The sequence below is a fragment of the Lacrimispora sanguinis genome, from assembly GCF_044987295.1.
GTDB classification, from domain to species: Bacteria; Bacillota; Clostridia; order Lachnospirales; family Lachnospiraceae; genus Lacrimispora; species Lacrimispora celerecrescens_B.
The window spans coordinates 495,460-513,205 of the sequence record NZ_CP173277.1 but is presented as its reverse complement, the minus strand read 5'-3'; the positions used below and the strand labels follow the sequence as shown (position 1 = coordinate 513,205).

Genomic DNA, 17,746 nt, shown 5'->3' with positions numbered 1-17,746 from the left:
ATCTTCCGTCCCGCTTCCTGCATTGCAATGCTGCAACGATTTGAGGAAGCGTGAAATGTGGAAAATCGTCTGCTTGTACCATTCTAAGAAATGTATGATGTCTTGTACGAAAATTCTATTAAAGGCGTAAATTCATTCCGCCCATATCCAGGCTTCCATTATTTAACAGGTCCTGAAAATCACCGGAGAGCTCTACGGATTCCGGGGTCGCTATGAATATGTAATTTGATATTTTCTGCAAATTACCATTCATGGAGTAAGTGGCACCTGAGGTAAAGTCAATGATTCTCTGGGCGACTTCTGTATGGATGCCTTCCATATTGAGGACAACTGCCTTTCCAGCCAGCATATGATCACAAATTTCCTTTGCATCTTCAATGGAGGTTGGTTTTATCATGGATACCTCCATAATACGGGACTGCTTCATGGGCACCACTTTAGGAGACCGGGATAGGAAACGAGGCTTTTGTTCAAAATCATCCTCTTCCTCGTAGTAATCCTCTTCACTCTTTTTCGAGAAAAGGTTTCTTTTAGCAGGTTTATCGCTTTCATCCTCGTAGTCGTCATCTAAATAGTAATCATCATCATCTGTATCATTTAAGCGCATGCTATCCATCAGTTTGCCTAAAATGCTCATACTTCATTCTCTCCAATCTTATACCATGGTTCCTGAGTGAAAATAAAACTTTCAGGGGCCAGGCATATATTCTCACTAAAGTCATGCCTAATCATGCGGGGCAGACTTTGCCTCACATCTCCTGCAATCATTAAGTGTTCATATAATATCTTGTACCGAAAATTCCGGTACCGACTCTTACCAGAGTAGCACCTTCTTCTATGGCAATCTCATAGTCTCCGGTCATACCCATTGAGAGCATATTCATACTAACATTATCAACGTTTTTGCTTTGCATGTCAACATAAAATTGTCTTAATTTTTTAAAAACTGGACGATTTTCTTCAGATTTTTCTACAAAAGGTGCAATAGTCATAAGACCTTTTATCTTTACATGGGGAAGGCTGGCGATTCTGCGAATCGCGCTTTCCGTCTCCTCCAATTTAAACCCGTACTTGCTTTCCTCTTCTGCTACATTCACTTCCAAAAGGATGTCCACAATCAAGTCTTTTCTGGCTGCTTCCTCTTCAATCTGCTCCGCCAGGCGGACAGAGTCTACACTATGGATCAGCACGGCTTTATCAATGACCTGTTTGACTTTGTTTCTCTGTAAATGTCCAATCATATGCCAGCGGATATCATTTGGAAGGGCAAGGTGCTTTTCGCAAAGTTCCTGCACTTTATTTTCTCCAAAATCCCGGACACCGGCAGAATATGCTTCTGATATCATGTCAGCGGGTTTTGTTTTGCTGACTGCTATCAGGGTTACTTCTTCCGGATTTCTTCCAGCCCTCTTACAAGCGGCTAAAATCCGGTTATTCACTTCTTCCAGATTTTCTTTAACCAAACCAATCACCTCTTATTGATAAATTAATTCCCCTTCACTGACAGTCTCTGCTTTGAGAACGATATGATCGTATACTGCCAATCCATAGGTCATGTTCTTTTTTACTGTGTAATATTCATCATTGGAAGCCTGCACATCAATCTGCTTAAAGACCGCGTACCCTTTGTTAATATTATATACGCCTTGAAGAGATGCGCTTGTCCCAATCTGATAACGTTCCGTGGAATTAGGCTTTACAATATAGTCTCCTGCTTTAAAACCATCTTCCGTACCCATTTCGATATAATAATTATCCCCTTCGGAATAGTAAATCTCGGTAGGGACAAATACCACTGAGGTTCCTGAACCGGAATACACTTCTTTGTTGAAACCGGTGGACTGGCTGTCTCCGCCCTGGGTGACGTAGTCCATGGGGACCAGGTAAAAATCTTTTTTCGTAACAGATGTTACGGGAATCTTTAAACCATCTACCCGGTCTGAAACGATTTCAAAATCAACGTACCGGTCGGAAGCAAATTGAATCATATATTTATCAAAATCCAATTTTCCAAAAGTTTTTCCATCTGTCCCGGAAAACACGGAAAAGCTTCCTGTAGCCTTTAAATCCTTTCCGGAAAATTCTACGGTAAGATTCGTCTTGTCTCCATAAGATTTGGTATCTTCCTCTTCCATTGGAAACACGATTGACCATAAATCGGATGTAATAACCTTATAAACTGGCGAGCCCTTTTCTATAAGCTTTCCTGATTTTGTAATGGTTTTCGTATAGTTGCTGCGGTTAAATACGGCATCTGAAACTCCCGATGGCTGAAGTCCTTCATAAGAATCCACTCCGTAAGAAACGATGCCTGCCCGGTCAGCTTTTACCTGTTCAAAGTTAATGCCTGCCTGATCCATCATGCCACCGAGGTTGTCCAAAGCATTGAAATTCATATATTCCATGACTTCAGCCTCTAAAGCGTATTTGGTATCATAAACAGAACGGAACTGGTCGTTGTCATAGGTAAGGCTGAATGTGGTCAGCTGCTTTTTCAGTTCAGCTAGATTTTCCGGTGTCAGTGTTACCTTATCCTCTGTATTTTCCGCCAGAAATGAAGTGAGATTTCCTGTCTCATCAATGGAATAGACCCGGGTGCCGTTAGAAGCCCGCTTTCCTTCCCTTACATAGTAATTGACATAGCCGGATCGGTCTGCATTTTTTACTTCTTCCTGCCGGAGGATAATTCCTGTGTAATTTTTCTTATTGACAATGCTGCCTTCTTGTACTTCGTAAAACTGTACCTTATCTCTACGGATGTAGGCGGTTACACTGAACACCATATAAACAAAGATCAACGCAAAGATGATCATGCCAACATTAATATTCAGAGGCCGCCGGTATCGGATAATTTTTTTATTCTTCTTTGGATGAGCAGCCCGTTTTAATGGCTGCGCTGCCTTTTGTTTAGCCAACCTGACGCCTCCTTTCCTTATTATCGCCCACGTACTTTGGGCATAGAGGTATGCCCGTAGGGCGTTCCTTATTATCGCCCACGTACTTTGGGTATATCTTTTAGTATTATAAGAGGAAAATCCAAAAAATTCAAGCAAAACAAAGGGGACTGCCGTGCAGCCCCCTTATCTTCATGTATGATTATAATGAAACAACCACATTAGCCCTGGCATTCTCAGGCATATTCTCCGCATCTATAGAAACGCTGAGAACAAAGGTTACGTGATACTTTTCACCGATTTTTTCCAAAGTTGCAATGGTCTCAGATATATCTTCCCCTTCAAGGCAGGCCAGCTTCAAAAAGCTGTCAAAGAACATCATCTCTAAATCATGATCTTGAGATATAATACCACAGATAAAACCAATAAATCCTTCGCTTGATGTAATCGGATACTCATTGACATTAATGAGGCGGATCTTGTTGCTTAATTCGTACATGTGCTTGGAACTTTTGTCCAGGTAGGCTATAGAACCTGATGATTCTTTAACAATGGAATTAGCTCTGTCTAACAGATGTTTTGTTTTCCCCTTACCCTTTTTTCCTGCTATTATCTGCACCATAGCAATCTCCTCCTTGCGTTATATAATTTGTATAAAAAGTCTATTCGGATTAATATAATTATAGTACAAATCCATAAGAAAGGCAATGACTATTCTACAATTTTATTCAATATATTTGTCATATTATCGTAAAGGCCTGCATGATTCGGTGCCTTTAAAACTACGGTAATATATTCCCGCTTAGAGGAATCCGAGCTTCCCATGATCAGGCAGCTTCCAGCCGCCTTTGTCGTACCTGTTTTTCCACCCAGTACGGTAAGTCCTTCCGGCATCTGACGTTCTCCTGTCATATACCAGTTGGTACCTTTCCAGGTTGCATTAACCGGCTTCCCCGCTCCATCCTGATAGGTGGTGGTGTACTCGGTTGTACCAACGATCTTGCGAAATTCGGGATATTTTAACGCTTCATTGAAGATTAAATACAGGTCATAAGCTGTGGTGTAGTGATCATCATCACTTAATCCGTGGGGATTAAGGAAATGAGTCCCTGTAGCTCCGACCTTCAACGCTTCTTCGTTCATCATCTGTGCAAACTGGTCTATCCCTCCGGCCATATGGGTTGCAATGGCAGCCCCGGCATCATTACCGGATGGGAGCATAAGACCATATAAAAGCTGTTCCATAGTCAGCTTGTCTCCTGGCTTTATCCCACATAAAGTAGCCCCGGCTTCCGTAATAACGGCATCTTTGGTAACCGTGACTTCATCAGATAAATTTCCGTATTTTAGAGCAATAAGAGCTGTCATGGTTTTTGTGATGCTTGCAGGATACAAACGCTCAAAAGGATTCTTTGCAAACAGGACTTTCTTATCCGTTAAGTCAAAGACAGCGGCAGCTTCGGCAGTGACCGCATTGTCCTGGCTGGAAGGATCCTCCGAAACGATACAGAGATCATGAGCAAAGGGTTCTGCTCTGCCAGATACTGCACTGGACTGGTAAAGGGCGGTTCTTTCCGAATACACATAAGGATTGTCCAGGGCCTTCAGACCGGCGCAGCCTGTCAGAAATACGGTACATAAGGCAATGCAGCCTAATTTTACAAAAACTCTTTTCTTCACGGAATCTACCTCTGTTATTTGTACATCTCACGCCATTCCATGTCACCGCGTTCCAGAGACTTAATCATAAGCTCTGCGGTAGCCAGATTGGTTGCAAGAGGAATGTTGTGCATATCACAGGTGCTCATGATGTTTACGATATCCGGTTCATGAGACTTGGGAGTAAGAGGATCTCTTAAAAAGATAACCAGGTCGATCTCATTGTGTTCAATCTGGGATCCTAACTGCTGTTCTCCGCCCAAATGCCCGGCCAGATATTTATGAACATTTAAATTGGTTACCTCTTCGATTAAACGTCCGGTGGTTCCTGTAGCATATAACATGTGTTTACTTAAAATTCCCCTGTAGGCAATGCAGAAGTTCTGCATAAGTTTTTTCTTTGAATCGTGTGCAACTAGTCCTATATTCATGACGATATACCTCCTTATTAATTACCGATTTTACGCTGCAGTCCAACATTCAGCACTAGTCCCATACCCATAAAGATACTGATGAGCGAACTGACTCCCGAGCTGATAAAAGGGAGAGGAAGGCCTGTATTGGGAAATATCTGCGTTGCCACGGCGATATTGGCAAAGGCCTGGAAGCCGATTAAGGCGGCCATGCCGGTACAAATCAGTTTTCCTGACATATCTTTGGCTTTGGATGCCAAATAAAGGCATTCAAATACAACCAAACCAATAAGAGTAATGACGATAACGCTGCCTCGAAATCCCATTTCTTCACCGATAATGGCGAAAATAAAGTCGGTTTCCCCGGCTGATAAGAAGTTTCCATCTTTCACCGATGCAATGGTTGTATTAAAAAGTCCTTTCCCTTGAAGCTGTCCGGAACTGATTGCCATAATTGAATTTTTTTGCTGGTACAGATTCTCTGCATACTGCTCTGCATGGGGATAAATCCATGCAAGGATCCGTCGCGCCTGATAATCGTGTATAAAAGGGATCAGTCCTTTGGTCAGCAAAAATATGAAAAGCGCTCCTGCCGGTATTGCTACGGCAAGGACGCCCCCGATCCAGCGGTAACTGATTCCTGCAGAAAATACCATACACAGGATAATAATGGAAACCACAAGGCTGGTGGATAAATTCGGCTCCGCAAAAATGAGGCCGATTGGTATGGCCGCAAGCAAAGCGGCCAACCCTATCATAATCGGCGTGTTCAGCCTTTCCTGGTATTTGTTCCAATACCAGGAAAAGAACACGATTAAACCGATCTTTACAAATTCAGACGGCTGTATCCGTCCGATACCAGGGATGTTGATCCATCTGGTGGCTCCTCCAGCCGTATGGCCCATAACAAGAACGGCACCCAGCATGATGATGCAGCCCGCATAAATCAGAGCATAAAGCTTAATAATTTTACGATAGTCTATGATGGAAAGCCCGATAGCCATGGCAAATCCCGTCATTACGCCGATAATCTGTTTTGTCACTGTACTGGAATCCTGGTTGGAGGCGCTGGCCACCACAAGAATTCCGATAACGGACAGCGACAGCATGTACAAAACTAACCGGTAATTATAGTATTTAAAATTGTAATCAGAAAACATAATTAGTATATCCCCTTGTCAGGTACGTCTCGAATAGGGATGTTTGCATAAAGAACCGGTATAAAGCGTTCGCAATCCGGCTGTTTAAGCTTCTTCATCTGTATCTCTATTCTGTCGGAATCTATATCCATGTATCTTGAAACAACACGGACCATATCGTCTTTTATCATCTGCATGATCTCAGGAGAACAATCAGCCTTGTCCGCAACCAGCAAAAGTTTCAGACGATTTCTTGCAATTTCTCCTGAATTCTTCTTGCGGAATACAGGAAACAGCCTCATTTCACACCCTCCTATGCTCTCTTTAGTAGATGGGAGAGTTTAAAGAAAAGGCCTTCACGCACTGCCGGATTTTGCAGCGGTACGTTTTCCCCGGTAATCCGCCTGCAGATATCCATATAGGCTTGTCCGGCCGGAGTTCCCATACCTACCAGAGGTTCTCCCTGGTTTGTGGAAATGACGATATCCTCGTCATCCGGCACAGCGCCGATAATATCAACGGCAAGGATGTCCATGACATCGTCCAGAGACATCATGTCTCCTCTTTTCACCATATCCGCACGGATCCGGTTTACGATGAGTTCAATGGCTCCCATATCAGCGGCATCTAAAAGCCCGATGATCCGGTCTGCATCCCGGATAGCAGAAACCTCCGGAGTGGTAACAACAATGGCTCTGTCAGCGCCTGCAATGGCGTTTTGAAAGCCTTGTTCAATGCCTGCGGGGCAATCCAGCAGGATGTAATCAAACTCTTCCCGTAAATCATCAACAAGCTTTACCATTTGTTCGGGAGTGACTGCCGTCTTGTCCCTGGTTTGTGCTGAGGGAAGTAAAAATAAGTTTGGGTATCTTTTGTCTTTTATCAGGGCCTGCTTCATACGGCAGTTGCCCTCTACCACGTCTACTAAATTGTAGACAATGCGGTTTTCCAGACCCATAACAACGTCCAGGTTCCGAAGTCCTATATCTGTATCGATCAGAACTACTTTTTTACCCAGAATCGCCAGTCCGGTACCAACATTGGCAGAGGTTGTTGTCTTGCCTACCCCGCCTTTTCCAGAAGTGATTACGATAATCTCGCTCATACCATATCCTCCTGATTTTTAGGGATGACTTCCTTTTTATATTCTACCTTAGTTTTTGGAATATTTCCACACTTTTTTTCATTGGTTTAATTATAACCTTGTTATTTTCCATATAAGCCTTCATAGGACCTCTTCCCAGCCGCTTTCCTCTTCCGTCGAGGCCTGAGGTACAATCTGCGATGCGCAGCTGGATCGGTGCCATATCAAGGGCGGTAATGAGCGCTCCCCGGTTGCCTGCCACACCTGCACATACCGTTCCGGAAAGCTTACCAAGAACGATCACATTGCCCTTTGCCAAAACCTTTGCACCTTTGCATACATCTCCGATGATAACAATGCTGGCTTCGGATTCCAAAGTCTCTCCGCTTTGTAGATTGCCTTTGAAGAACTGCCCTGTCTGGCAGGACAGCTCCATGAGTTTCTCGTTCAGTGCTTTTTCGCAGCGCTCCATACGGTTTATATCCGTATCAACCAGGCAGATGATCTCCACATTGGAGTTTTCTGTGATCTGGTTGATGATTGCGAACTCTTCCTCGGAATTCAGTTCCCTACCCTCCAGGGTCAGGGTCATTTGTGCGGATCCCCAGAATTTCGCATGATCCCCGAATTTTTTCCCAATATCAGAAAGGAGCTGAGGGAAGGGGGTGTCTGGGTCCAGGATGACAGTCATACCTGCTCTGTTGCTTTTAATTACTACGGTATTATGCATCATATCACCTCTTATCCTAGTTAATCGCGAATGTTGACCTTCGCTGCATCCAGGGCACCGGCATTTATAATGGATTCTAAGTCCGTATAGCCGTAATAATACTTATAGACGTTCTTCGCAATATTGGCGGCGTTGGATGATGAATAGCCATACGGAATATTCACGGTAACACAAATTTCCGGATTGTCATATGGCGCATAAGAAATAAAGAATGCGTGATTAGGCTTGTTACGGGCCTCTTGTGCAGTACCGGTCTTAGCAGCAATTTCCACTTCAAGGTCGGTAAACAGCCTTTTACTTGAACCGTTTGCAATCACCTCTCTCATTCCCTGTTGTACAGTATCCCACGTTGAAGCCGCCGCGTCAATATGAGAAGAAATCTTAGGGGTATAATCTTGTATCAGATTGCCTTCAGAATCTGTTGTCTTGTCCAATAAGCTGAGTTCAAATACGGTTCCCCGGTTTGCAATGGCAGCTACATATCTGGACAGCTGTACATTTGTGTAAGCGTGGCTTCCCTGTCCCATGGCAGAACGCTCCGGCGCTTCTTTTGAAATCTGGGGATCAAGCTCTGCGATCTCCACTCCAGACTTGTGATCCAAGCCGAACATCGTTGCGTATTTTCGCAGTACATCAAGTCCCAGATCAGGAGAATATACTCCATTGGCATCCATTGACAAGCGGTGTCCCAGATCAGCAAAGAAATAGTTACAGGAGTTCCCAATTCCTCCTACAATGTTCAGAGGGCCATGCTGGCCTGGATAGATCCAGCACTTAATGGGCGGTTCTACATCTGTATAAATGCCGGTACAGGTAATCGATTCATCCATTGTGACGACATGCTCTTCCAGAGCGGCCACTGCAGTAATGGGTTTGAAGGTGGAACCAGGCGCTTTTCTTGTCTGGGTTGCATTGTTGTATAGCGGAAGGGACAAGTCCGCCTGCAGCTGGCTGAAATAGGTTCCGTCACCAATCCTGTTGTTGTCATATCCAGGATAGGATACCAGCGCAAGCACTTCTCCTGTTTTGTCGTTTGTAACAACTACTCCTGCGTTACAGGGGGATAATGCCAGCTGGGCAGGGGTAATCTCCAGAGATGACAGCTTTTTAATCAGGAAGGTGTAAGCATCTCCTGTTGCTCTCAGTTCTGCGGCATCCTGTCCGTTGTCTGTTAAAACTCCCTGATCATATAACGCAAGGCAAAGTTCCTGCCCAGTAATGACATCGTCATTAATCAGATACCGGTATATCTTTTTTGTAAAGTTCCGGTCATCCTTTAGCTTGTCCAGAGAATAAGCCACAAGGGCTTCAAAGGTGTCATCCGCATTTGAATATTTGGAACTGGTTCCCAGCTTGGTTGTATCCACCCAGCCATTGGCTATTCCATAATACAGATAGTCTCTTAAGCTGATTTCATCCGCTTTCCAAGCCTGATATTCCGCGCTGGAGGTATCAATGGCATCTTCCTTGATAATTCCCACGGTAGGACCGGAAAGATAAGTATAGATATAAAACATATAGGCTTTCATGTCTTCCGAAAGATCCTTCATAGATGTGGCATGGGTGCTCATCAGTTCATTGTTCAGACTGGTAAAAATCTGCTGTTGGGAAGACATATATTTCCGGTATATGTTTTTTTCGGTTTCAGAAGCGTCCTCCCCTTCCATTTCCTTCAGGGAAAGGACATTGTTGTTAATCAGCTGGTAATAGGCATCCTTAACAGGTATCTTCATATTGGAACCATCGGTAGAGCCACTGGTACGGTAATCACTGTTTACAATGGTCTTAATGAGAACTCCGGCTAAAGACTGTTCGATCAGGTGATAAATGCCTTTTTGAAGATCTGCATCCAGAGTCAGATACACATCATTTCCAGCAGTAGCATCGGTTTCATCTTTCGTTTCGCGTATTCGTCCTACACTGTCTTTATAAATCGTTTTTTTCCCTTTTGTTCCCTGAAGCTCATGCTCCATCGTATATTCAATTCCAGCCCGTCCTACGATATCATTGATGTCGTAATCGTCTTTCCTCTTTTGAAGGCCCTCCAGCTGGTCCTCCGGGACCTTTCCGGTATAACCGACGACAGGAGCTAAGGAAATGCTGTCATTATAAGCACGGATTGTGGTTTCCTCTACATTCACTCCCTGCATGTCCCCAATATGCTCTAAAATATCCGCTACGGTTTCATCGGCTACCTGGCTGGCAACCGTGGTGGCTTCGTATTTGCGGTAGGACATGAGGCGAAGGGCATATTTGATATTGATGATATCCAGGGCTTCCTGGTCTGTCAGGGTAACGGGCTTTCCGTCCTGATCTTTCATATCTGTGAGACCATTGTCCTTGCAGGCCTTCTCAAACAGCTCCCTTGCGTTTAAATTAGAGGGATAGGCGCCTTTTTCATCATCTAATTCTTCTACCTTCTTCAGACCATAATAGTCCCGCAGAAAGCGCTTTCTGGAGGGCTCGGTGGAGGAGGTGTAAACAATGTCTCCGTTGGGATCAATGGCGACTTCAAATTTCCCCTGTATGGTTTCCCCGTGCTTTTCAAGGATCTGCACCAACCTTAAATACATGTTATTTCTGGCGTTTGAATTCTTGTATGCTCCGGTATCCTGTACGGTAACGGAATAAGCCAGCTTGTTATAAGCCAGGACCTTGCCGTTCCGGTCATAGATATTGCCTCTTGTTCCGGCGGTTGTAATCGTTTGTTCCGTAAGCTGTAAGTATTCGTTAAGAGCCTCTTCTCCATTAACGATCTGCATGATGAAAAGTTTATTAATTAATCCGGCATACATGAAAAAGCAGATGATTCCAAGTATAAAAAGCCGTGATGATATTGTTTTTTTAAAGAATTCTTTTATAATGTCAAACAAGTCACTAAACAATTGCTGAATCACCTCTTTTTCCTATCTCTTCCAAGTGCCGATTCAAAATCAGGAATACCCGATAAAGAAGCAGGGTCGTTACAACAGTAAAGATGATTTCCGGAAGCATCAGATTGATAAAATAATACCCAATGTTGATTTTCTGGCGGATCAGGAACCGGAAAACATATATATACAGATTGTAAGCCAACTCGTTCAGTACACTTAAGATCAAGGGCAGCGTAATGTAATCTTCATAATAGTATTTCGTACAGATTCCGTTGATATAGCCTACATAGATAAAAATCAGGGTGTAAAAACCAAATGGCCCGCTGTAAAATAAATCCATGAGGAGCCCGGCCAAAAGCCCATAATACATCCCGGCCTCTTTTCCATGCATGAAGCCAAAGGAAAAGGTGAGGATTAAGAGCAGGTTGGGAGAAGCCGATAAAAACGGCAGCAACGGAAAAAGGCAATTTTGAATAGTAAATGCCAGAATCATCATCAGCACATTAAAAAGTATCCGTCTCATGTTACTCCTTTCCTCTTTCCTGTCCATGCATTTTGGACATAAAGGTATACCCGAAGGGTGTTTCCTCTTTCCTGTCCATGCATTTTGGACATGACTTTATTTATTGAGAAGCGCTTTCTGCTGTTTCTGCTCCAGTGGAATCCGTCTCCTGGGGAGCGGATTCATCCTGAGCAGAAGCTTCTTCCTTCATCATATCAGCTTTCAGTTTCGTGATGACCAGAACCTCCTGCAGGCTGTCAAACTTTGCCGCAGGAATTAAATACCCTGATTTGGTAACGTTGTTGGTATCATTGGTAATACCGGAAGCATAACCAACCAGGATGCCGGGAAGAAATACGGAACTGATATTGGAGGTCACGATCTTATCTCCGTCTTTCACATCGCTTTCCTTTAATACATTGGTGATCCGGAGCCTTCCTTCTTTAAACAGGGTTAAGTCACCGGCAACGATACAGCTGTTTCCGGACTGCATGGCCATGCCGCTTACACGGCTGGAATCATCAATAATGGAACGGACGGTTGCATAATTTGCTCCCACATCCGTGACTATGCCAACCAGACCGCCTCCGGCCACAACATTCATATCCGGGGCAATCCCATCCTTTGAGCCTTTGTCGATACGGAATATCTGAAACCAGTTGCTTGAGTCATTGGCAATGACCCTGGCCCCCACTTTTGGATATTGGCCATAATCCTGATCCAGGCTGTAAAGCTGGCGAAGCCGTTTCAACTCAAATTCTTCTGACTGAAGCCTGGTGTTTTCCTCGGTCAGCTGTGTGATAATATCCTTCATCTCTTTATTTTCTTTCAGTGCGTCGTGAAGCTTTGAATAATCAATAATTTCATCATAAATGGCCGAGCCAACCGCATTGACACCCGATTGCACCGGAATCAGAAAATATCCTACCCCAGTCCTCAGGGGGGTCAGCCATTCGTCATGAATGGATGTCAACCCGATTAACAGGACACAAAATACCGTTAAGGCAATAAGAACATATTTGCTGCGCTTTGATTCCATCTATAAGATTCCCCGTTCCTTCAAACTGATATAGGAATTATCTCCTATGATAATGTGGTCCAGCAACCGGATGCCAACCAGATCCCCTGCTTCTTTTACCCTGCGGGTGAAGCTTAAGTCTTCCCTGCTGGGAGACGGATCTCCGCTTGGATGGTTATGAACCAGTACCAGACTTACTGCATGATATTTCATAGCCTCAATGAAAATCTCCCTGGGAGAAACAGCGGAAGTATTCACTGTTCCCTGAGAGATCATAATGTCCCTTATCAGGGCTCCTTTTGTATTCAGAAGCACGATATAAACCAGCTCCTGTTCTTTATGGCGCATGTCCTCCACAAAGTAATTAACAATATCAAGGGGATTACGGAATGATTCCCCATCGGAGCGGGCGGTTCTTTTCCAGATACGTCTGGAAAGCTCTCCCACGCATAAAAGCTGGGCGCCCTTCACGGCTCCGATTCCCTTAACCTGCATAAGTTCCGGCATTGAAAGATGCAAAAGCCCTAAAATACCCTCTTTGGGATAATTTAAGGCCAGTATCTTCTGTGCCAGCGCCAGAGAATTATTCTCCCTGGAGCCTGTGCGGATGATAATAGATAAAAGCTCCGCATCGCTTAAGCCTTCCGGACCTTCCTTTAAACACTTTTCATAGGGTCGTTCATCCGCAGGAATGTCTTTCATTGTTATTCGTTTCATATGCCTCCTGACCGTTACTCTCCAGGTACGTAAAAAAGACATATGTAGGGCAGAGCGGATATTTGCAATCACTTTGCTCCGCTACGTGCTCATAGAACGCAGGCGTTCAAATTAACCGATATGTAATGAGGGCTGCTGCCACTCCTATAATGCCAGCCATGGTGATTTTAATGTTTATGCCAAAGGTAATTACCAGAATGCCGAGATTGACGATTAATGGGGTATCAAATCCAAAGGATTGTCCTGCATTTAACCAGGACAGCCAGGAAATTCCCCGGGTCAGATCTCCGACAAAGCCTCCTAGAACTACGCCGGCCAGCATAAGAAGAAGCAGTACCCAGCAGTTTTTGTATTTCATCTGCTTTGCTACCCCTTTTGATTTTATGACAGGATTGTCCATACCTATCAAATCATTCTAACATAGTTTTGCAGTTGTGTATACCGTTTTTTACAATTTGCCTCCAAGGTACAAGTGCAAAAAAGTGCGATAGCTTGCTCTTCCATTGGCCCGCAAGTGCGATTATGAAAAAAATATTTTTTATAAACGGATCAGACCGGCATCCAAAAGCTTTTGTACTGACATTAAAATTCCAAGCTTTGCGTGGTACCAGGTAAGCCCTCCCTGGAAATAAACCGCATAAGGCGGTTTGATCGGACCATCGGCGCTCAGCTCAATGGATGAACCTTGTACAAAAGCACCGGCAGCCATAATAACGGGAGCGTCATAACCCGGCATATCCCAAGGTTCTGGTGTGACAAAGCTGTCAACAGGGGCTGCCGCCTGAATTCCCTGACAGAAGGCAATGACTCCTTCCGGCATTCCAAAGGTAACGGCCTGAATGATGTCATGGCGGGACTCGGACCCGTTAGGCACCACCGAATAGCCTAGCTTTTCATAGACATTGGCAGCGAATACTGCGCCTTTTAATGCTCCTGACACTACGGTAGGAGATAAAAATAGCCCCTGAAAAAAGGACTGGTTAAGACCCAGAGTGGCTCCGACTTCCTTTCCAAGACCAGGTGCTGTCAGCCGGTAGGAAGCTCGGTCAATGCAGTCTGCCCTTCCCGCAATGTAACCGCCGATTGGGGCAATGCCTCCTCCTGGATTTTTTATGAGAGATCCTACCACCATATCGGCTCCCACGTCAGACGGTTCAATCCTTTCAACGAATTCTCCGTAACAGTTATCAACCATACAGATCACATCCGGTTTTATCTTTTTCACAAAGGAGATCAGCTCGCCGATCTGGGAAACAGAAAAAGTAGGACGGGTATCGTATCCTTTAGAACGTTGAATGGTAACCAGCTTCGTTTTTTCATTCACCGCTTTTTCAATAGATTCATAGTCAAAGGTTCCATCGGCAAGAAGGTCCACCTGCCGGTATACGACTCCGTATTCTTTTAAAGAACCAACACTGTCCCTGATGCCGATCACTTCTTCCAGGGTATCATAGGGTTTTCCTACAGGTGAAAGAAGTTCATCCCCTGGGCGGAGATTTCCGGAAAGGGCAACGGTCAGTGCATGGGTTCCGCTGATCAGATTCGGTCTTACGAGAGCGGTTTCCGTATGGAATACGCTGGCATAAACTGCTTCCAAAGTATCACGGCCTAAGTCGTTATATCCATAGCCCGTGGTTGCCGCAAAATGGATGTCGCTGACCCGGTTTTCCTGCATGGCCTTAATGACTTTCATCTGATTATATTCGGCCGTTTCATCGATTTCTTTAAAACGCTCCTTTAAAGCTGCTTCGATCTCTTTTCCGAAATCCATTACCTGACTGCTGATTCCCAGGCTTTCGTACATTTCATTTATTTCCATTATTTATTATTCTCCAATCCGTATATCTCATTTATGTCCTGCAACATTTTTAATTGCACCTGATCCAGGTCATTGTTAAAATCCGGAAGATTCAGCCATCTGACATCCCGTTCCCGTTTAAACCAGGTAATCTGGCGCTTTGCAAAATGTCTGGTGTCGCGCTTTAAAACATAAATGGCCTCTTCCAGTGTACATATCCCCTGTAAATAATCCAGGATTTCCTTATATCCAAGGCCCTGCATAGAAACCATGTCCCTGGTTAAGCCCATATCTTTTAAGTGCATAACCTCTTCCACAAGCCCCTGCTCAAGCATTAAGTCCACACGCCGGTCAATCCGTTCATAGAGACGGGCCCGGTCTGTATTTACTACATAATAGAGGAAATTATAAGGAGACTTCTTTTCTCTTTCCCGTTTGTTGTGCTCCGAGATCCGTTCTCCGGTCTGCCGGTAATATTCAATTGCCCGGATCACCCGTTTCAAATTATTTTCATGGATCTCTTCGGCGGAATCCGGGTCAATGTCCCGAAGAAGGTTATGAAGATACTCTGCTCCCCTCTCCTGACCCAGTTTTTCCAGTTCCATGCGTATGGAGGTGTCTTCTCCATTTTCCGTAAAATCAATGTCATAAAGGAGGGCCTGGATGTAAAAACCGGTTCCTCCGGCCACAATGGGAATATGACCGTGGGAATAAATCTCTTCCACGGCCTCCTTGGCCATTTTTTGAAAAACTGTCACATTAAATTCCTCTTCCGGATCAAGAACATCGATCAGGTAATGAGGAACTCCGTCCATTTCTTCCTTTTTGATCTTCGCGGAACCGATATCCATATGGCGGTATACCTGCATGGAATCAGCGCTTATAATTTCTCCTCCGATTGCTTTCGCAAGACGGACCGACAAAGCGGTCTTTCCCACTGCCGTCGGCCCGGTAATAATAATCAGCGGTCTCATCATACGATCCTCTTAAATTTCTTCTCTAACTCATATTTGCTCATGGAAATGATCGTTGGCCTTCCGTGAGGGCAGGCATAGGGATTTTCCAGACTTAAAAGCTGGTCAATAAGCTCGTTTGCTTCCGCAGCAGATAAACGATTTCCTCCTTTAACCGCTGCCTTACAGGATAAGGAGGCGACCCGCTCATAAATAATATCCGGGTTATGGGAAGATCCATCTTCTGACAGTCCATCAATCATCTCGATCAGAAGATCCTTTTTTGCAATGGAAAAAAGGTTTGCAGGAACTCCTCTGACCGCATATTCTCTGCCGCCAAATGGTTCGATTTCAAAGCCCATATCAGTAAAATACTTTAAATGGTGTTTTAATAAAACCTCTTCATTTTGGTTTAAAGTCAGGATAATGGGAGGGCTCACCATCTGGGAAATGCATTCCATCGTCTTAAGTGTTCCCATGGTTTTTTCATATAAAACCTTTTCATGGGCAGCATGTTGGTCAATAATAAAAAGCTGTTCATTAAATTCAACCAGCCAGTAAGTATCAAACAGCTGTCCAATGAGTTTATGCATGGACCGGGCCTTTGGTTCTAAGAGTTTTCCGTCAAACAGATCCAGCTGTTCCGGTCCCTTTTCCTTCTTTGGAACCTCATCTTTTGATGGAGCTTCCGGCAGTCTTTCTACAACTGGGGCCTGCGGTTTTATCCAGTTTTCCGCCAGATCATCCATTTCCTTAACAAAGGAAGGCTGGGACGGAGTTAATCTTTTTGGAAAAGTAATGGCCGCATCTTTCTTTTCTTCTATGGCAGACTGCTGCTCCATAGCCATAAGCCTGCGTCTTTCAAAAGGCTCCGGGCTGGGCTCGTGTTTTTTCACGGAAAAGTTTTGCTTTCCCTCTTCCTTTTTCTCTAACTCTACCTCAGGAATCAGCTCTTTGTGGGCCAAAGCGCTTGATACTGCCTGATACACCATGTGATAGACCATTTCCCCATCCCGGAACCGAAGCTCCATCTTGGTTGGGTGGACATTTACATCAAGCATTTCCGATTCAATGGTGAAATGAAGCATGGTAAAGGGATATTTATGCTGCATCATAAATGGCCGGTAGGCTTCTTCTATAGCCCTGGAAATAATGCTGCTTTTAATGTACCTGCCATTGATGAAATAGTTTTCGTAATTCCGGTTGCCTCTGGCGATCACCGGTTTTCCGATGTAGCCATGAATGGAAACCTGGGGCTTATTGACCGTAACCTCCAAAAGGTTTGATGCAATTTCCCGACCAAATACTGTGTATACAATATCCTTTAAATTGTGGTTTCCGGAGGTGTGAAGCTTGTTCTGGTTGTTCTGGATAAAGCGAATGGATACTTCCGGATGAGACAGAGCCAGCTTTTCCACCAGCTCAGCCACATGGGCACCTTCCGTGGAAGGAGTTTTTAAGAACTTCTTCCTGGCCGGAGTATTGTAAAATAAGTTCCTGGCGATGAAAGTAGTTCCTTCAGGCGCTCCGATCTCTTCCAGGGACCGTTCCTCGCCTCCCTCAATCTGAAATCTGGTTCCGGTAAGCCCAATGCTGGTCTTTGTAATCAGCTCCACCTGAGAGACAGCGGCGATGCTTGCAAGAGCTTCTCCACGGAATCCAAGAGAGGAAATGGTAAATAGATCCTCTACGGATTTGATCTTGCTTGTAGAATGGCGTAGAAAAGCCAGAGGGACTTCCTCTTTGGGAATCCCGCAACCATTGTCGGTCACCCGGATAAAGGAGGTTCCCCCTTCTTTGATCTCCACAGTAACTGCGGTGGATTTGGCATCAATGGCGTTTTCTAAGAGCTCCTTTACAACAGAGGCCGGACGTTCTATGACCTCACCTGCCGCTATTTTATTGATGGTATTTTGATCCAGTACGGTTATATTCGGCATAGCACCTGCTCCTTTCCACTTTCACG

Annotated in this window: 18 protein-coding genes; all 18 read right to left on the bottom strand. The window is 44.5% G+C overall.

The genetic code is table 11. The features are described 5' to 3' along the window. Positions 1-118: 118 nt before the first annotated feature. On the bottom strand, positions 119-637 hold the full coding sequence (locus tag ACHZES_RS02455) for a cell division protein SepF (RefSeq protein WP_038284334.1): 519 nt from the start codon (positions 635-637) through the stop codon (positions 119-121). A 130-nt stretch (positions 638-767) separates the two neighbouring features. Then, positions 768-1,463, bottom strand: a complete 696-nt coding sequence (locus ACHZES_RS02450; protein WP_038284333.1) for a YggS family pyridoxal phosphate-dependent enzyme — start codon at positions 1,461-1,463, stop codon at positions 768-770. Between the two features lie 12 nt (positions 1,464-1,475). Further along, complete coding sequence (locus ACHZES_RS02445) at positions 1,476-2,813, bottom strand: HlyD family efflux transporter periplasmic adaptor subunit (protein WP_404820379.1); 1,338 nt, start codon at positions 2,811-2,813, stop codon at positions 1,476-1,478. A gap of 283 nt (positions 2,814-3,096) precedes the next feature. Beyond that, a complete protein-coding gene (locus ACHZES_RS02440; protein WP_038284331.1) occupies positions 3,097-3,516 on the bottom strand; it encodes a hypothetical protein in 420 nt (139 codons plus the stop codon). A gap of 89 nt (positions 3,517-3,605) precedes the next feature. Then, entirely contained in the window at positions 3,606-4,574 is a 969-nt protein-coding gene (locus ACHZES_RS02435) for a D-alanyl-D-alanine carboxypeptidase family protein (RefSeq protein WP_084719830.1), read from the bottom strand. Between the two features lie 14 nt (positions 4,575-4,588). Further along, on the bottom strand, positions 4,589-4,984 hold the full coding sequence (locus ACHZES_RS02430) for a methylglyoxal synthase (RefSeq protein ID WP_038284326.1): 396 nt from the start codon (positions 4,982-4,984) through the stop codon (positions 4,589-4,591). Positions 4,985-5,001: 17 nt separating this feature from the next. Then, complete coding sequence (locus tag ACHZES_RS02425) at positions 5,002-6,126, bottom strand: FtsW/RodA/SpoVE family cell cycle protein (protein ID WP_038284324.1); 1,125 nt, start codon at positions 6,124-6,126, stop codon at positions 5,002-5,004. 2 nt (positions 6,127-6,128) lie between these two features. After that, on the bottom strand, positions 6,129-6,407 hold the full coding sequence (gene minE / locus ACHZES_RS02420) for a cell division topological specificity factor MinE (RefSeq protein WP_038284322.1): 279 nt from the start codon (positions 6,405-6,407) through the stop codon (positions 6,129-6,131). Between the two features lie 11 nt (positions 6,408-6,418). Next, positions 6,419-7,210 carry a septum site-determining protein MinD gene (gene minD / locus ACHZES_RS02415; RefSeq protein WP_038284319.1) on the bottom strand — a complete coding sequence of 264 codons (792 nt, stop codon included), beginning with the start codon at positions 7,208-7,210 and terminating at the stop codon, positions 6,419-6,421. A gap of 43 nt (positions 7,211-7,253) precedes the next feature. Beyond that, entirely contained in the window at positions 7,254-7,919 is a 666-nt protein-coding gene (gene minC / locus ACHZES_RS02410) for a septum site-determining protein MinC (RefSeq protein ID WP_038284317.1), read from the bottom strand. Positions 7,920-7,939: 20 nt separating this feature from the next. Then, complete coding sequence (locus ACHZES_RS02405) at positions 7,940-10,804, bottom strand: penicillin-binding transpeptidase domain-containing protein (protein ID WP_395548686.1); 2,865 nt, start codon at positions 10,802-10,804, stop codon at positions 7,940-7,942. After that, the gene (gene mreD / locus ACHZES_RS02400) at positions 10,797-11,315 is read right to left on the bottom strand and encodes a rod shape-determining protein MreD (protein WP_038284315.1); all 519 of its coding nucleotides are present in this window, start codon (positions 11,313-11,315) and stop codon (positions 10,797-10,799) included. The genes ACHZES_RS02405 and mreD overlap by 8 nt, the downstream gene beginning before the upstream one ends. 100 nt (positions 11,316-11,415) lie before the next feature. Then, a complete protein-coding gene (mreC, locus tag ACHZES_RS02395) occupies positions 11,416-12,333 on the bottom strand; it encodes a rod shape-determining protein MreC (RefSeq protein ID WP_038284314.1) in 918 nt (305 codons plus the stop codon). After that, the gene (gene radC / locus ACHZES_RS02390) at positions 12,334-13,029 is read right to left on the bottom strand and encodes a DNA repair protein RadC (protein ID WP_038284313.1); all 696 of its coding nucleotides are present in this window, start codon (positions 13,027-13,029) and stop codon (positions 12,334-12,336) included. It lies immediately after the preceding gene. A gap of 106 nt (positions 13,030-13,135) precedes the next feature. Continuing rightward, positions 13,136-13,387 (bottom strand): DUF4321 domain-containing protein, encoded by a 252-nt coding sequence (locus ACHZES_RS02385; protein ID WP_025233156.1) that lies wholly within the window; start codon positions 13,385-13,387, stop codon positions 13,136-13,138. Positions 13,388-13,567: 180 nt separating this feature from the next. After that, a complete protein-coding gene (locus ACHZES_RS02380; RefSeq protein ID WP_395548518.1) occupies positions 13,568-14,848 on the bottom strand; it encodes an aminotransferase class I/II-fold pyridoxal phosphate-dependent enzyme in 1,281 nt (426 codons plus the stop codon). Further along, positions 14,848-15,804, bottom strand: coding sequence for a tRNA (adenosine(37)-N6)-dimethylallyltransferase MiaA (miaA, locus tag ACHZES_RS02375; RefSeq protein ID WP_395548519.1), 957 nt, complete (start codon positions 15,802-15,804; stop codon positions 14,848-14,850). The genes ACHZES_RS02380 and miaA overlap by 1 nt, the downstream gene beginning before the upstream one ends. After that, a complete protein-coding gene (mutL, locus tag ACHZES_RS02370; protein ID WP_395548520.1) occupies positions 15,801-17,720 on the bottom strand; it encodes a DNA mismatch repair endonuclease MutL in 1,920 nt (639 codons plus the stop codon). Before mutL ends, miaA begins: the two co-directional genes overlap by 4 nt. Between the last annotated feature and the right edge of the window lie 26 nt (positions 17,721-17,746).

Bases quoted from the DNA above. Each gene is read 5' to 3' on its own strand.
- radC (WP_038284313.1), bottom strand. From the start codon at position 13,029: ATGAAACGAATAACAATGAAAGACATTCCTGCGGATGAACGACCCTAT.
- ACHZES_RS02430 (WP_038284326.1), bottom strand. From the start codon at position 4,984: ATGAATATAGGACTAGTTGCACACGATTCAAAGAAAAAACTTATGCAG.
- ACHZES_RS02385 (WP_025233156.1), bottom strand. From the start codon at position 13,387: ATGAAATACAAAAACTGCTGGGTACTGCTTCTTCTTATGCTGGCCGGC.
- ACHZES_RS02380 (WP_395548518.1), bottom strand. From the start codon at position 14,848: ATGGAAATAAATGAAATGTACGAAAGCCTGGGAATCAGCAGTCAGGTA.
- ACHZES_RS02445 (WP_404820379.1), bottom strand. From the start codon at position 2,813: ATGATCATCTTTGCGTTGATCTTTGTTTATATGGTGTTCAGTGTAACC.
- mreC (WP_038284314.1), bottom strand. From the start codon at position 12,333: ATGGAATCAAAGCGCAGCAAATATGTTCTTATTGCCTTAACGGTATTT.
- ACHZES_RS02455 (WP_038284334.1), bottom strand. From the start codon at position 637: ATGAGCATTTTAGGCAAACTGATGGATAGCATGCGCTTAAATGATACA.
- minE (WP_038284322.1), bottom strand. From the start codon at position 6,407: ATGAGGCTGTTTCCTGTATTCCGCAAGAAGAATTCAGGAGAAATTGCA.
- ACHZES_RS02425 (WP_038284324.1), bottom strand. From the start codon at position 6,126: ATGTTTTCTGATTACAATTTTAAATACTATAATTACCGGTTAGTTTTG.
- minD (WP_038284319.1), bottom strand. From the start codon at position 7,210: ATGAGCGAGATTATCGTAATCACTTCTGGAAAAGGCGGGGTAGGCAAG.
- minC (WP_038284317.1), bottom strand. From the start codon at position 7,919: ATGCATAATACCGTAGTAATTAAAAGCAACAGAGCAGGTATGACTGTC.
- mreD (WP_038284315.1), bottom strand. From the start codon at position 11,315: ATGAGACGGATACTTTTTAATGTGCTGATGATGATTCTGGCATTTACT.
- miaA (WP_395548519.1), bottom strand. From the start codon at position 15,804: ATGATGAGACCGCTGATTATTATTACCGGGCCGACGGCAGTGGGAAAG.
- ACHZES_RS02440 (WP_038284331.1), bottom strand. From the start codon at position 3,516: ATGGTGCAGATAATAGCAGGAAAAAAGGGTAAGGGGAAAACAAAACAT.
- mutL (WP_395548520.1), bottom strand. From the start codon at position 17,720: ATGCCGAATATAACCGTACTGGATCAAAATACCATCAATAAAATAGCG.